This window comes from Tenacibaculum sp. nBUS_03, from assembly GCF_051201695.1.
Taxonomy (GTDB): Bacteria; Bacteroidota; Bacteroidia; order Flavobacteriales; family Flavobacteriaceae; genus Polaribacter.
This window is the reverse complement of the sequence record NZ_CP179214.1, coordinates 2,742,354-2,757,585: the sequence shown is the minus strand read 5'-3', so window position 1 is coordinate 2,757,585 and position 15,232 is coordinate 2,742,354. Positions and strand designations below refer to the sequence as shown.

Annotated in this window: 12 protein-coding genes; 6 read left to right on the top strand and 6 right to left on the bottom strand. The window is 29.2% G+C overall.

From position 1 onward, the window contains the following. Positions 1-232: 232 nt before the first annotated feature. A complete protein-coding gene (locus ACMFBB_RS12765; RefSeq protein WP_435261161.1) occupies positions 233-2,698 on the top strand; it encodes a DUF5686 and carboxypeptidase regulatory-like domain-containing protein in 2,466 nt (821 codons plus the stop codon). On the opposite strand, the gene ACMFBB_RS12760 is transcribed toward ACMFBB_RS12765, so the two are convergent. The 4 genes from ACMFBB_RS12760 to ACMFBB_RS12745 all read right to left on the bottom strand — a co-directional run bounded on the left by ACMFBB_RS12760 (position 2,693) and on the right by ACMFBB_RS12745 (position 7,191). Further along, positions 2,693-5,362 carry a carboxypeptidase-like regulatory domain-containing protein gene (locus tag ACMFBB_RS12760; protein ID WP_435261160.1) on the bottom strand — a complete coding sequence of 890 codons (2,670 nt, stop codon included), beginning with the start codon at positions 5,360-5,362 and terminating at the stop codon, positions 2,693-2,695. The two genes, ACMFBB_RS12765 and ACMFBB_RS12760, sit on opposite strands and share 6 nt — an antisense overlap. Before the next feature lie 13 nt (positions 5,363-5,375). Next, a complete protein-coding gene (locus ACMFBB_RS12755) occupies positions 5,376-6,101 on the bottom strand; it encodes a GLPGLI family protein (protein ID WP_435261159.1) in 726 nt (241 codons plus the stop codon). A 61-nt stretch (positions 6,102-6,162) separates the two neighbouring features. Next, on the bottom strand, positions 6,163-6,894 hold the full coding sequence (locus tag ACMFBB_RS12750; RefSeq protein WP_093869721.1) for a GLPGLI family protein: 732 nt from the start codon (positions 6,892-6,894) through the stop codon (positions 6,163-6,165). 57 nt (positions 6,895-6,951) lie between these two features. Further along, a complete protein-coding gene (locus ACMFBB_RS12745; protein ID WP_093869720.1) occupies positions 6,952-7,191 on the bottom strand; it encodes a hypothetical protein in 240 nt (79 codons plus the stop codon). A 605-nt stretch (positions 7,192-7,796) separates the two neighbouring features. Between ACMFBB_RS12745 and ACMFBB_RS12740 the strand changes: the two genes are divergently transcribed. After that, positions 7,797-8,450: an ATP-binding cassette domain-containing protein gene (locus ACMFBB_RS12740; RefSeq protein ID WP_435261158.1), complete on the top strand. Its 654-nt coding sequence runs from the start codon at positions 7,797-7,799 to the stop codon at positions 8,448-8,450. A 135-nt stretch (positions 8,451-8,585) separates the two neighbouring features. Here ACMFBB_RS12740 and ACMFBB_RS12735 read toward each other — a convergent pair whose 3' ends face one another. Continuing rightward, positions 8,586-9,683 carry a CNNM domain-containing protein gene (locus ACMFBB_RS12735; RefSeq protein ID WP_435261157.1) on the bottom strand — a complete coding sequence of 366 codons (1,098 nt, stop codon included), beginning with the start codon at positions 9,681-9,683 and terminating at the stop codon, positions 8,586-8,588. 79 nt (positions 9,684-9,762) lie between these two features. Beyond that, positions 9,763-10,146 (bottom strand): ankyrin repeat domain-containing protein, encoded by a 384-nt coding sequence (locus ACMFBB_RS12730; RefSeq protein WP_435261156.1) that lies wholly within the window; start codon positions 10,144-10,146, stop codon positions 9,763-9,765. A gap of 175 nt (positions 10,147-10,321) precedes the next feature. Between ACMFBB_RS12730 and ACMFBB_RS12725 the strand changes: the two genes are divergently transcribed. From ACMFBB_RS12725 to ACMFBB_RS12710, 4 genes are all read left to right on the top strand, one after another. Further along, entirely contained in the window at positions 10,322-11,275 is a 954-nt protein-coding gene (locus ACMFBB_RS12725) for an OmpA family protein (protein ID WP_435261155.1), read from the top strand. A gap of 22 nt (positions 11,276-11,297) precedes the next feature. Then, positions 11,298-11,888, top strand: coding sequence for a hypothetical protein (locus ACMFBB_RS12720; protein WP_435261154.1), 591 nt, complete (start codon positions 11,298-11,300; stop codon positions 11,886-11,888). 190 nt (positions 11,889-12,078) lie between these two features. Continuing rightward, positions 12,079-14,400: a GH92 family glycosyl hydrolase gene (locus tag ACMFBB_RS12715; protein ID WP_435261153.1), complete on the top strand. Its 2,322-nt coding sequence runs from the start codon at positions 12,079-12,081 to the stop codon at positions 14,398-14,400. Positions 14,401-14,467: 67 nt separating this feature from the next. Continuing rightward, complete coding sequence (locus tag ACMFBB_RS12710) at positions 14,468-15,229, top strand: cyclase family protein (RefSeq protein ID WP_435261152.1); 762 nt, start codon at positions 14,468-14,470, stop codon at positions 15,227-15,229. Positions 15,230-15,232 lie beyond the last annotated feature (3 nt).

Below are 15,232 nucleotides of genomic sequence, written 5' to 3'. Positions count from 1 at the left end.
TGAAGGTTTCCTACTTAATTTAGGAAACCTTTTTTCTTTGTCATTAATTTATACTATACATTTTTAGCCCTTAAAATTTTACACTAAAAAAAATAATCCTTTAGGCAACCAATTATAAAAAATATGTGTCTATCTTTTTAAGATTTCTTTGTAACATCTTTAACATTTTGTAGTCATATTACTGATTTTATATCTGTTAAGTTTGTTACCTCACTAATATTAAACCCGAATTATGAAGAAAATAACTACTTTTATTTTTTTACTCTCCTCTTTTATTAGCTTTTCTCAGGTAAAAGGTAAAATTACTGATACAAAAGGAAAGTCACTTCCTTTTGTTAGTGTTTATTTAGAAAACAGTATTGCTGGAACTACTACAAACAACAATGGTGACTATAATTTAAAAATTGAAAAGCCAGGGAATTACACTATCTTATTTCAATTTCTAGGTTATAAAACAGCAAAAAAAAGCATAACAATAAATAAATTACCTTTTGTTCTTAACGTTACACTTCAAGAAGAACAAGTTTCTTTAGATGAAGTTCAAATTAATTCAAAAGAAAATCCAGCAAATGCGATTATTAGAAATACTATTGCTAATAAAAACAAGAATACTGATAAGCTTGGTAAATACACTTCAGACTTTTATTCTCGAGGAGTGTTTAAAATTAAAAATGCGCCTAAAAAAATTTTAGGCCAAGAAGTTGGAGACTTAGGAGGTGGTTTAGATTCTACACGTAGTGGGATTATATACCTTTCGGAAACTATTTCAAAAATATCATATCAAAAAAAACCAAAAAAATTTAAAGAACACATAGTAGCCTCTAAGGTTTCTGGTCAAGATAATGGTATAAGTTTTAACCAAGCCGATGAAGTAAACTTTGATTTTTATAAAAACTCATTTAATTTAGCTGGAAAACAAATGATTTCTCCAATAGCTGATGGGGCTTTTGGATATTACAAATACAAGTTAACAGGTGTATTTTACAATAAAAATGGTAAGCTCGTTAACAAAATTGAATTAATACCTAAAAGAAAAAATGATCCTGTTTTAAATGGTTTTCTTTATATTGTAGAAGATGATTGGTCTGTATACGGTGCTGATGTTAGCGTTACTGGCGCTCAAGTTGGTGTACCAATTATTAAAAGTTTACATATTAAACAAAACTACAACTATGTACCTTCTATAAAGGCTTGGGCTTTGATAACCCAAACTATAGATTTTAATGCTGGTATATTTGGGAGTAACTTTAATGGTCGCTTTTCTGCTGCATACTCAAACTACAATTTCACCCCTAATTTTAGTGGCAATTCATTCACAAATGAAGTACTAACATTTGCTGAAAATGCAACTAAAAAAGATACTGCTTATTGGAATACTAAAAGACCTGTTAGTTTAACTACTGAAGAGGTTTCTGATTACAAATTAAAAGATAGCATTAGTGTTATTAGAAAGTCTAAAAAATATTTAGACTCTATTGATCGTAAATCAAATAAATTTAAACCTCTTAATATTCTTACAGGGTATAATTATAATAACACGTTCAATAAGTGGTCAGTTAATTTATCTTCTCCCTTAGGAGACTTAAATTTTAATACTGTTCAAGGATACAACTCAAGTTTAGGCTTGAATTATAATAAACGTTTAAACAAAACAGGTAAAAGGTTTAGTACAGGTGTTGCTGTTAATTATGGGTTTTCCGATAAAAAAGTTAGACCTACTGGGTATTTCTCATACAAATGGAATAACACTTCTCGTCCTATTCTAAATATCTCTGGAGGAATAACTACAAGTCAATTTAATGCTAAAAATCCTATTTCTAAACTTTGGAACACTATAAGTTCTACAATATTTGAAAGAAACTACATGAAGATTTATGAAAAATCTTTTGCAAAAGTATCTTTTTCTCAAGAAGTAATTAATGGGCTACGTCTAAATTCAAGTCTTGAATTTGCGGATAGAAAGCCTTTATTTAATACCACAAATTCTGTAATATTCCCAAGAAAGAACATAGAATACACCTCTAACAACCCTATTGAACCGTCTAACTTTAGTAGTTCTTTTACACCTCATCAAATGTGGTCATTTAATTTAGGTGCTTCTATACAATTTGGTCAAAAATATTGGTCATATCCTAACAGAAAAATAAATATTGGTAACAAAAGATATCCTTCAGTATACATTGGGTATAAGAAGAATTTTGGCTCTGGAAATAGTAATTGGAATTCAGATGTTATTTACTCACAATTATACCAAAACATCGGTCTTGGTATTTGGGGACGATTTAAGTACAAAATTAAAGGTGGAATCTTTTTAGAAAAGAAAGATATTCCGTTTATGGATTATGCTCACTTTAATGGAAATAGATTATTAATAGCCCCAAATAGCAATTATTTAAATGGATTTTTGGCGTTACCTTATTATCAATTAAGTACAAATGATAAATACGGTGAATTGCACGCTGAACAAAATTTTAAAGGTGCTCTTTTAAGTAAAGTTCCGCTTTTAAATCGATTAAACTTTCATTTAGTTGCAGGAGCTAAAGGTTTATTTACCGGTGGAAACAAACCCTACTCTGAGTTCTCGTTAGGTTTAGATAATATTGGTTTTGGAAAATGGCGTTTTCTACGTGTAGATTTTGTACGTTCTAATTTTAATGGACAAAAAGAGAATAGAGTTCTTTTTGGAATTAAATTATAATTTGTATCCTACACCAAATAATATAATTCTAGGCATTATGTATGTTCTAGTATCAGAAATTAGATAGTCTGAAAAACTATTGCTCTGTTTAAATGTTTCATCTGTTAAATTTTGAGCAGTAATTTTAAAATTCCAAGGGCTATCTTCTTTCTGATAAAATAAAGATGCATTTGTTATACTATACCTATTACTTTGGTCTACTGTTTGATTTTTATAATTGTAATAACTATAATCAAAAGTCAACTTAAATGCATTTAAAAAATCATAATCAATATCTACGTATGGTTCATTTGCACTAAATTTTGATGTAATATTGCTTGACTTATAAGTTCCTATACTTTTTCTAAATCCTATATTTATTAAAGGTAATTTATCAAATAAAGTTTCTAACCCTATATCAAAAGAATAATTATTACTTTCATTTTTTACTATAACGTTGTTTATATCCTGTATATAGTTAGAGTTTATATAATCCCCTGAAAGCTTATATCTTATTTTTTTTATTCTTTTTTCAAAAAAAACAGCAGCATTCCAATTTTCACTAGGATTAAGTAACAAATCTTGTGTTAAAAACCTATCTACAGTTTTAGATGCATTTAAATTGTCAAGAAATGCAACTCTGGTAGTATAACCTTTTACTTTTTTTGTGTAATTTATATTAGCATTAAAAAAAAGTCCTTTATAAAAGCTAAAACGATGGTAATTTAAATTTACTGAATGGTATAATTCATTTTCTAAATTTTCATTCCCCTTGAAAACAGAATTATACGATTGCAAATAGAATCGATTTGCTAATTTAGAAACATCCATAAAAGTAGTTTTTAAATTATACCTTACTGTTATTCCTTTTGATTTATTAAAATCTATTTTCATTAAAAAATCAGGTAGTAAATTCCATTTACTCCTTTTAATAATATGTTCTTGAACCACACTCCAATTATATTTATGCAAATAAACTCCTTGTTTAAAGGTAAAAATCCCTGTTTTAAATTTATAATGTGTCCCTAAAAATAAATCATGAAAACTGTATTGAGTATCATTTCCAAAATTGTTAGTACTAAAGTTATTTGTTACTTCATTAGTTAGCAACTGAAAATCATCCGTAAAAAACTGTTGTTTTTGATACGTATTTCCAATGGTTGTATAAATATGATTATTGCGGTTTAACACCCAAAAATCTTTAAAAATAGTAGTGAAATTATATTGCTTAGTCTTTCGTAATTGATTAATATTTAACTCTCTTAAATTATTTAAAACTGGAACTATGCCATTTAAAATTGGCTGGTTAGTATTCCATGAAGAGTTCAATATATTATTATCAAATAAAAAATTAGCTGTAGCAGAATATGTATGTTTTCTATTCCCTTTTTTATGCCATTCTACATTTTGATTAAAATTTGAAACGCCACTTTTTTTTTCAACTTCAATTCTATTATCTATAGCATTAACAATAGAAGAAATACCATTATCTTTATTGTTATCAGAATTTTTAAACTGAGTTTTAAAAAACCACTGTTCCTTATTATTAGGTGTATAATCAAAAGTAAACTTACCAATACCTAAAGTATTTATAGCTTTTGTACTAATATTTTGTAACTCTTGAAAACCTGCATATTCATTTTTATTTACTATCCGACTACTAGTATTTGTATAAGAAAAAATAACAAAACCAGAAAGATCCAATTTACTTGATACAACATTACTAATATTCAAAGCCCCAAAATGCTCTTTACTTTTTATAACATCAGTATTCTCTAAAAATTGTGAAAGATCTCCACCTTTCCAATCAAAACCACTATTAAACAAAGCATTAGAGCCGCCTTGAAAACTCATATAATCTTTAAAGGTGAATGTTTTTTTAGCAATATTATTAGAACTACTTATGAAATTCACATTAGTTTTTGGAGCATAATAAAACAGGTTAGCATTGCTTTTGTAATACTCTTCATTTCCTTTTCCTGCTTCTACATCTCCAAAAACGAAACGTTTCTTACCTTCTTTTAACTTTATATTAATTGCTAATTTATTTGAGTCAGTTAATCCTCTCAAAAAAGCAACTTCATTATAATTATCTATGGCCTCCACTTTAGCAACAACATCAGCAGGTATATTTTCAATTGCCAATTTTGTGTTTCCTCCAAAGAAAGGTTTACCATCTACCAACATTTTGGTAACTTTTTTTCCTTTAACGGTTACTACTCCATTTTTGTTTATTTGAATTCCTGGTAATTTTTTAAGTATATTTTTAAGTTTACGCTCTTTACCATTTATAAATTTTTGAGTGTTGTAAATGGTTGTATCTCCTTTAACAGTAACAGGAAGCTCTATAACAACCTCTTCTAACTTATTTTTAGCCTCTTTTAAAATAATGCTTTTTTGAATGTTTTTATTTGATAGAATTACAAAAGATGCCTTTTTATAACCAATATAACTAACATCAATCGTATAGTTAACATTAGTTTTTAACTCTAAACGATACCTTCCTTTTTCATCAGTAACTGAAAAACTCATGTTTTTAGTCACGTCTCTAGGTTTTGCAATAACATTTGCATAAAGCAATGGGCTTCCCAAACTATCTTTCACAATTCCTTTTAATTCAAAATTCTGCGTAAAAACTGTTACTGAAAAGGTTAATAAAATTATTGAAAAAACGTGCTTAATCATTCCTTTAGAAAAGTTATTTTTTATAATTATAAAAGTCAGGAAATGCTTTTATTAATAAACTTTTAAACTCCTTTTTTGTAACTTCTTTTCCCTTAAGCTCTCTAATTTTTATTTTATTTTTTGAATTAAATACAATTTTTTTAGCCTTAAAAGTTATTGTTGATTTTTCTAACTCTAATATCAATCCTGGTAAACCATAAAATTCAGCAGGTCCGTACCCAAGTGGTATTTCATTAGTATACCATGCTATTGGTTTTTTAATCTTGTTTTTAGAGTTTGATTGAATCGCTTTATAACACAAATAACCTCCAATATATTTTGTTTCTTGTGTTAACTCCCAAATAGGTTTCTCATTTTCTACTACATAACACGCTTCTAAAATTTCACAGTTTTCTTGTTTGTTTTTTTGAAGCAATAAAGATGTATGGTAAAAGTTATTACCTCCAGCATCATTCTTAATAAAACTAACTCCTTTTACTCCTTCATTTTTTACACTTTCATTAATATCATAATTTGAAATCATATTTGAAAATAATAAAACTCCTTCTATTTCTCTAGAATTCAAAACCATTTTTTTTAAAGTAGTTATTACCTCTTGATTAAGTTTTCGTTTACTCTTCTTAACTCTTTCATTTATTTTTTCAATAGTTAAATTTAAATTAATACCATAAACAATTTCACCTTCTTGAGAAAACAAGGAAGCACTTACAATAAATAATAATAGGATTAAATACTTCATAAGTCTATTTAACTATAATCATAACTAAATTTACATTTAATTCAACCTAGTAAGTTTAAAATCATTTTTTATAATTATAAAAGTCGGGAAAAGCTTTTCTTAATAAACTTTTGAATTCTTTTTTCGTAACTTCTTTTCCTTTTGGTTCTCTGACTTTTATTTTCTTTTTAGAGTTAAGAATAATTGTTTTAGCTTTAAAGAGTATAGGGAACGAATCAACCTCCAATATCATACCTGGCAAACCATAGTAATTAACAGGACCAAAGCCTAATGGTATTTCATTAGTATACCATGCTATTGTTTTTTTATTTTTTTTGTTTGAATTAGTTTGAATTGCTTTATAACATAAATAACTACCAATTATTTTTGTTTGTTGTGTTAATTCCCAAATTGGTTTTTCATTTTCTATAACATAACATTCTCCTAGTGTATTGCAATCTTCTTTTTGATTTTTTTGAGGAAATAATGATGTAAAATAAATTTTATTTCCTCCCGCCATATTCTTTAATAATGACACCTCTAATTTTACTCTAGTTTCTAAAGCATCAAATAATTCATAATTAGACTTTAATTTAGAAAATACTAAAACCCCTTCGACTTCAGTTGAATTTCTAATCATGCTTTTTAAAGCTAATGTTACTTTATCATCTACTTTTGCTTGCTTATTTTTATTATTTAACTCATTTACTTCTTCAATAGTTAAATTTAATTTTGCTCCGTACACAATGCTACTTTCTCCTTGAGAAAACAAATTAGTATTTACAAAAAATACTAATAGTATTAAATATCTCATATTTTAAAATTCTAAAACTCTTCGAGTAATAAAAACATTACTCGAAGAGTATATTAATTACTCATACCCCATACAGTCTTTATAATAAATCATAAAGACACTAACATCAGGTTCTTGATTAAGCTTATACGCAAATGCATAAGCCTCTTTTATTGCTGCTCTTTTACAATGTACGTGAGCGCCATCTTCAGCTGAGTTTTGAGACAAAAGAATCTCATCTTTCTCAAAAGAACTTGTTGCATTTAAAATACTTCCAGCAACAAAAAATAAAGCTACTGTTAAAAATACTTTTTTCATTTTATTAATTTTTAATTTAGTTAATTATTACTCCATTCTTAAAATGGCAAACATCATAACTCATTTTTGAGTATGTAAAAAATCTTAAAATAAAAAAGAAAATGTGCGCAATTATTTTTAAAATCACCTCCTTTTTTCTAGCTAGCTAATTTTATAAAAACTTGATCAAACTTTTTATAAAATTTCATCAAACATAAATAAAATAATACACAAAAACAATTACCTATATTTTAACAGCTTAAGTAAAAACATTTTTTAAAATTTGTTTCTAAAAAATTAAAGAGAAGATGAATTATGAAAAAAATTAAACTCATTCTACTATTTCAAAGAAAATTCATTTTTTCTTCCGTACTACTTTCATTAATTATTTGGTATGCCTTAATAAACATGTTTAAAGAAATTTTCGATATTACACTATCTCCTGCAATTTCTTTCTTAACAATTACCTTCTTATTTTCCACAGTAAATATTGCCTTTCACTACTTTTATTACGAGTTATCGAGCAACGATGACTATTTTTTTTATTTCAACTCTGGCTTAAACAAAACGAAACTATGGGTTTCTACAATCTGTGTTAATTGTTTAGCAACTTTAATAGCTTACTTATGGATTATTTACATGTAGATAGCATCTCTAAAAGCTATAATACTAAAGTTATACTTAGTAACTTATTTATTTCATGTAGAACTGGTGATATTATTGGATTATTAGGCAGAAATGGCTCAGGAAAATCGACACTCTTAAAAATAATTTTTGGTATTGAAAAAGCTAATTTCAAGTTTCAAAAAGTAAATGACATAATCATTCAAAAACAATGTGAAACTTCTCGTTGGATTAATTATTTACCCCAAGATAACTTTTTACCTAATAATTATAAAATAAAAACACTAATCAATATTTTTTGCAATCAAGAAAATATACAAGATTTACATAAAAACGATTTTATTAAGCCCTTTTTAAACTATAAAAGTCAGGAACTCTCTGGTGGAGAAAAAAGAATTATTGAAATTTTAATTATTTTAAATACAAAATCAAAATTTGTATTACTTGATGAACCCTTTAATGGGATTTCTCCCATAAGTATAGAAGCTATAAAAGAAATGATTCAGAAGAAGTCTAAATCAAAAGGAATTATATTAACAGATCATGACTATGAAAATGTTATAGACATCTCTACAAATGTAAAGCTTTTACATAATTGCTCCTTATTTGACATTAAAAACAAAGAACAACTTAAAAAGTTAGGTTATATAATTTAGCGCAAAAAAGATTTTCTAACAACTCATTGTAAAATTTTCTTTATCCCACTTTATTTCCCAAGACTTCTTCATTTCATTAGGAATGGTAGATTTTTGCATACCTCTTCGTTGCTTTTTTATAGTATGAAAAATAGTTTATTCATTTTTTTTATCTTCATCCTCACCAACTATTCCTAGTCGTTTAGCTCTTTCTTCCCAATTTTTTCTAGCAAAGCTTTGTAAATCTTCAACATTATCGCTTTCATCCATAATCTCAAATCCTAACAACGTTTCTATTACATCTTCTTGAGTAACTAAACCGCTTACCGAACCAAATTCATCTACAACTAAAGCCAAATGTTCTCTTTGCTCTATAAGTTTGTCAAATAAGTTAGGAATAGATAAGTCTCTGTCAGCAATAATAATATCTCTTTTAATACTTTTTAAAGGCTCACTTCCTTTGTTATTAATTAATGAAAGCAACAATTGATCTTTTAAAAAATAACCTGTAATAGTATCAGGGTTTTCAGAATACACAGGTATTCTAGAAAAACGTAATGCTTTGTGTTCATCAAAAAACGATTGTATTGTTTGATTTTCATCAGCTGATTTTAAAACAGTACGTGGCGTCATAATATGCTTTGCTTGCACTTCTTTAAAACCTAACATATTACGTATCACATTACTTTCATTTTCATGAAAAACACCTTCTTGTTCAGCTATATCAGTCATAGCAGTAAAATCTTCTCTACTCAGAACACTTGATCCATGAGCTCCTTTACCTCCAATCAATTTCGTTGTTAACTGTAAAACCCATAGTATCCCAGTCCATTTTAAAGGAAAAATAAACCATTTTAATGTTGTAGTTGTAAAACCAGCTAACCCTTTCCAATAAGTTGCACCAATGGTTTTAGGTATAATTTCAGAAACAACTAAAATCAATATTGTCATAATTGTAGAAACAATTCCTACCATATTAACGCCCAAAATCTCAAATTTATACGGTAATTGTTCAGCTTGCACACCTACTAAAATAGCACCTACAGTATGTGCAATGGTATTTAACGTTAAAATTGTAATTAGTGGCTTATCTACATCTTTTTTTAAAGCTTCTAATCCTTCAGCATATGCTTTTCCTTCTTTCTTTTTTACGTTAACAAAAGTTGGTGTAACGCTTAATAAAACAGCTTCTAAAATTGAACATAGAAAAGAAACCAGAATAGATAAAGTTGCAAAGATTATTAATAAAGTCATGTTATAATTTTTTTGCTAATTTAAATAAAAAAGACTGCCTATTATAGACAGTCTTCATTCAAATAATTATAAATTGGTTTTAATTGTTTTCTAAGGCTGCTTTTAAAACCTCGTAAGCCTCATTAGCCTTAGACATTTTTGCATACTCTAAAGCGGTATACCCTCTATTTGATTTTGTAGTTAACTTAGCTCCATTTTTAATTAAAAGCTTAAGTATTTTTACTTTATTATATCTGGCAGCAAACATTACAGGGGTTAACCCCATAGATTTTCTATTAATATTTGTTCCGTTATTAATAAAAGCTTTTACACTTTCATAATTTCCTTGTTTTATCATTTCGCAAAATGTACTAAGTTTTATGTACTCAATAGAGTTTTTTATTGGTGCCTCTACTGTATTAGACGCTTTAATTGTGTTAGCAGATACAAGAACGATTAATGCTGTAAAAAATATTTTTTTCATGAGATTATTTTTAAATGATGTTTCTTATAAGACTTCATTTTAATAGAAGTGTTTCAGTAACTCACACATCTTAACATTTATTTAGCAGTAACTCTTAAAATTTCGTGAAAAACAAAATTTTATTTTTCAATTAATTTTTAATAATTTAACAATCAATAATTTAAACAATCAACTAATGAGTAAAAAATCAATTTATTTATTAGGTATTCTGCTAACCATTATTGTTGGATCAATTTTATATTGGTATTTATGTTGTACTGTTTGCTATGCTGAAAAATGTACTAGTCCTACACAAAAAGAACAACAAACAAGTAATGGAGAAGTAAGTAAACCTAAAATTAAGCACCCAACTTTGCTACCTTTAAGTATTAAAGATACGAACGGAAACTTTGCGTATGAAATCAATGAAAATTTCAATTTCAACACCTCTAATTTTTCCATTCATGATTCTGTATCTAGTTCTTTAAACAATGGGATTTCAATGATTAAAGAATATTTAGACTCAAATAAAAACAAGCAACTTAACATTACTGGTTATTATATGGATAACGAAGTTAACAATTCAGCATTTCCTAACTTAGGATTGGCTCGAGCTAACTCAGTTAAAAATTATATGGTTTCTCAAAACATTTCGTCAAAAATAATTAACACGTATGGAAAATTAAATAACGACATAGTTCCTGACGCCAACAATGTTTTATTTGGCCCTTTACAACTTGATATTTTCACAAAAACTGATAAAAATTTAAGAAATGATAAAGATGAAGCTTTGAAAAAAGCTTGTGAAATCATTAAAGAAAACCCTTTGCTTATATACTTTAAAACAGGGCAATCAAGTATTAATTTAACCCCCCAACAACGACAAAAATTTGCAGATATATCTAAGTGTGTTGATAAATTAGATGTTACAATTCAAGTAACTGGCCATTCAGATAATACAGGAAATAAGGATAGAAATATGAAGCTAGGTTTACAAAGAGCTAACTCCATAAAAACATATTTAATTAAAAATGGAATTTCATCTCAAAAAATAACTGCTACTTCTAAAGGTCAAAACAACCCTATTTCAGATAATACAACTGAAGAGGGCAAAGCAAAAAACAGAAGAATTGAAGTAACTATTAATTAAAATAATCATAAAAATTTAAAACATGACTTTATTAGCAAACCCTATACCTTGTTGGTTAATTCCATTATTAGTTGGTGCCATTTGTGCTTTTCTAGGATATTTATTAGGAACCAGTAAAAAAAGCAACAATAATACACTGAATGATAAAATAGCAAAATTAGAAGCTGACTTAGCAACTTGTTCAAAATCAAAATCCACATTACAAACAAACTTAGATATTTGCACTAAAAACGCTCTAAATTTAGAAACTAGTTTAAAAACTGCAAAAGCAAACATCTCATCTTCCTTAACAAACAACGCAGCGGATAATATAGTTCCTTTTAATCCTGCTGATGCAAAGGCTGCTTTTGGTAAAAAAGTAAAGCAAGACGATTTAAAAGTAGTAGAAGGAATAGGTCCAAAAATTGAAGGTCTTTTTCATAATTTCGGAATTAAAACTTGGAAATCTTTAAGTGAAGCATCAATAGAAAAATGCCAAGAAGTACTTAAAAGTGGAGGAGACAGGTACAAAATACACAAACCTGGAACCTGGCCAAAACAAGCTCTACTTGCTTATGAAGGCAAATGGAAAGAACTAAAGGAATGGCAGGATAAACTTGATGGTGGCAAATAATAAAAATAAATTTTCTTTAAACAATAAAACCTTGATTTTATCAAGGTTTTATTGTTTAACTGTTTATTAACAAACAAAAAAAAATATTTTGTTTTAAATTAACAATTATTGATATAAAAACATTATTATAATGTTTTTTTAGTGTTTTTTTGTTTTTTTAGCAATATAAACACCTTTTTATTAAAAAACCATGAAACCTTCAATTAAAACAATTCTTCTTTTAGCCTTATCCATTTTGGGAATAAGCTGTCAAAAAAAATCAACAAGAAATATAGTTAAAAAAAAATCAACTAATACTTTTACAAAGTATGTAAATCCATTTATTGGAACCAGTAAAATGGGGCATGTATTCCCTGGTGCTACAGCACCTTTTGGAATGGTACAATTGAGTCCACAAACGAATTTTGCTCCCATGTTTCAGAAAGATGGCTCCTACAATAAAGAAACGTATGAATACTGCGCTGGTTATCAATATAAAGATTCTACCATAATTGGTTTCGCACATACCAATTTTAGCGGTACTGGCCATGCGGACCTGGGGGATTTCTTAGTAATGCCTACAACTGGTAAATTAAATCTACATCCTGTTTCTTCCGAAGACGGCCAAAAAGGATTTTATTCCACCTTTTCGCATGCCAATGAAAGCGCCTCTCCCGGCTACTATAAAGTAGACCTAAATACTTATAATATAAAAGCAGAGTTAACGGCATCCGAACGCGTAGGGTTTCATCAATATACGTTTCCAAAATCAGAAAACTCGCATATTATTTTAGACATGGTGTATAATGTATACCATCATAAGAATAAAAATGTTTGGACATTTATTCGTGTTGAAAACGATAGCTTAGTAACCGGTTACAGGCAAACAAAAGGATGGGCAAGAACCAAAAAAGTATTCTTTGCAATGCAATTCTCCAAACCGTTCCAAAGCTATGGCCATAAAAAATACGATCGTGAAACCTATGATGGCTTTTATAGAAGGTTCAAACAAAACGAAAATTTCCCGGAGATGGCAGGAAAAGATATCCGGGCATATTTTAATTTCGATACCGAAGAAGGTGAAAAAATAAAAGTCAAATTTGCACTCTCCTCTGTTAGTACCAATGGCGCTCTAAAAAACTTGGAAGCCGAAATTCCTCATTGGAACTTTGAACAAACGAAATCAGAAACAGAGAATAAATGGAATAATGAACTACGTAAAATCGATATAGAAACTATTTCTGAAAAAGACAAAACTACCTTTTACACTGCCTTATACCACACCAGTTTATCTCCCATACTCTACGAAGATGTAGATGGGCAATATCGAGGATTGGACCAAAATATTCATACCTCTAATGGTTTTACCAACTATACTATTTTTTCTTTATGGGATACCTACAGAGCACTGCACCCGTTATACAACTTAACACAACCAAAAAGAAACAACGACATGATCAAGTCTATGCTGGCACATCAAGAACAAAGTGTACATAAGATGTTACCTATATGGAGTCATTATGCCAATGAAAACTGGTGTATGATTGGATACCATGCCACCTCCGTGATCGCAGACGCACTAGCTAAAAATGTTGGAGATTTTGATGTGAATCGCGCCTTGAACGCAGCAACGAATACCGCGACTGTTCGATATTTTGATGGCATAGGAGATTATATTGATTATCACTATGTGCCTGACGACAAAAGCCATAGTTCCGTTTCTAAAACTTTAGAGTATGCCTATAACGACTGGTGTATCGCTCAAATTGCAAAAAAAGCAAACAACCAATCTATCGAAAAAGAATATCTCGAGAGAGCAAGCTATTATAAAAATGTTTACGACCCATCTATTGGTTTTATGCGACCACGATTATCCAATGGGAAATTTAGAGAAAAATTTGACCCTATGGATACGCATGGACAGGGATTTATTGAAGGAAATGCATGGAATTATGGATTGTATGTACCACAAAATATAGACACCATGATTGCTATGATGGGAGGCAAGGAAAAGTTTAGTAAACAACTAGACCAATTGTTCACCACAGAAATAGAAGATAAGTACATCGCACAACATGAAGACATTACACGGGATGGTATCATAGGAAACTACGTACACGGAAACGAACCTGGACATCATATTCCATACCTTTATAACTGGACAGGGCATCCAGAGAAAACACAAGAACGCGTTCGTATGATCCTAAAATCCATGTATGCCGATACGGTAGAAGGATTATGTGGAAATGATGATGCTGGACAAATGAGTGCATGGTATATCTTTAGTAGTTTAGGATTTTATCCTGTAACTCCTGGCTCCTCTGATTATGCTATTGGAAGTCCAAATATTTTAAAAGCTACCCTGTATTTAGAAAATGGAAAAACATTAGATATTCGTACTAGTAATCAAAGTGAGGAAAATACATTAGTAAAAAGCGTTACGGTCAATGGAAAAAAACTGGATAACTGGCTGTTACCGCATAATGCCATTGCAAATGGTGGTGAAATCCTATTTGAAATGACGCATAAATAAATTAAAAACCCCCATGTAAAAGTGAGGATTTTTAATTTACTTTTGTTTCTAGACCAAATTTTAAATTATGAAAATTATTGACCTGTCCAAACCTATTCAATTCAACAAACAAGATCCATGGTTTATGCGGGTCAAGATTAAACATAAACCGCACAAGAAAGCCAAGTGGTTGATTCGAATACTAGGACTACCCTTCCGACTATTCCCTAAAAACTTTTCGGGTTGGGCAGACGATACAATCCAAAAAATGGGAGTGCATTCTACTACCCATATCGATGCGCCTTGGCACTACGCTCCTACTACCAATGGTAAAAAATCAAAAACTATTGATGAAATTCCTTTAGAATGGTGCTTCGGTGAGGGAATCGTTATTGACATGAAACATAAAGCTGATTTTGATCCTATCTCCATTCCAGATATCACTAAATTCTTAGAGGAAAACAAACTAGAGCTACAACCAAATATGATTGTTCTTATAAAAACTGGAAGAGACAAGTATAATGGTACGAAAGACTTTCACAAAAAAGGAACAGGAATGAGTGCTGCTGCCACAGAATGGTTGATTGATCGCGGAATTAAAGTGATGGGGATTGATTCTTGGGGTTGGGATTTACCACTTCCGTATCTCATTGAAAAAGCAAAAGAAACAAACAATTCCGAATTATTTTGGGAAGCGCATTTGGTCGGAAAAAACAAGGAGTACTGTCATATGGAACAGCTAGTTAACCTAGACGCACTGCCATTAACAGGATTTAAAATTGCCGTATTCCCACTGAAAATTGTGGGCGCCTCAGCAGCACCAGCAAGAGTTGTAGCACTTTTAGATTAAACT

What these genes read in the sequence shown, in the direction of transcription:
- ACMFBB_RS12740 (WP_435261158.1), top strand. Translation starts at nt 7,797, where the DNA reads ATGGATTATTTACATGTAGATAGCATCTCTAAAAGCTATAATACTAAA.
- ACMFBB_RS12715 (WP_435261153.1), top strand. Translation starts at nt 12,079, where the DNA reads ATGAAACCTTCAATTAAAACAATTCTTCTTTTAGCCTTATCCATTTTG.
- ACMFBB_RS12760 (WP_435261160.1), bottom strand. Translation starts at nt 5,362, where the DNA reads ATGATTAAGCACGTTTTTTCAATAATTTTATTAACCTTTTCAGTAACA.
- ACMFBB_RS12755 (WP_435261159.1), bottom strand. Translation starts at nt 6,101, where the DNA reads ATGAAGTATTTAATCCTATTATTATTTATTGTAAGTGCTTCCTTGTTT.
- ACMFBB_RS12725 (WP_435261155.1), top strand. Translation starts at nt 10,322, where the DNA reads ATGAGTAAAAAATCAATTTATTTATTAGGTATTCTGCTAACCATTATT.
- ACMFBB_RS12750 (WP_093869721.1), bottom strand. Translation starts at nt 6,894, where the DNA reads ATGAGATATTTAATACTATTAGTATTTTTTGTAAATACTAATTTGTTT.
- ACMFBB_RS12745 (WP_093869720.1), bottom strand. Translation starts at nt 7,191, where the DNA reads ATGAAAAAAGTATTTTTAACAGTAGCTTTATTTTTTGTTGCTGGAAGT.
- ACMFBB_RS12730 (WP_435261156.1), bottom strand. Translation starts at nt 10,146, where the DNA reads ATGAAAAAAATATTTTTTACAGCATTAATCGTTCTTGTATCTGCTAAC.
- ACMFBB_RS12735 (WP_435261157.1), bottom strand. Translation starts at nt 9,683, where the DNA reads ATGACTTTATTAATAATCTTTGCAACTTTATCTATTCTGGTTTCTTTT.
- ACMFBB_RS12765 (WP_435261161.1), top strand. Translation starts at nt 233, where the DNA reads ATGAAGAAAATAACTACTTTTATTTTTTTACTCTCCTCTTTTATTAGC.
- ACMFBB_RS12720 (WP_435261154.1), top strand. Translation starts at nt 11,298, where the DNA reads ATGACTTTATTAGCAAACCCTATACCTTGTTGGTTAATTCCATTATTA.
- ACMFBB_RS12710 (WP_435261152.1), top strand. Translation starts at nt 14,468, where the DNA reads ATGAAAATTATTGACCTGTCCAAACCTATTCAATTCAACAAACAAGAT.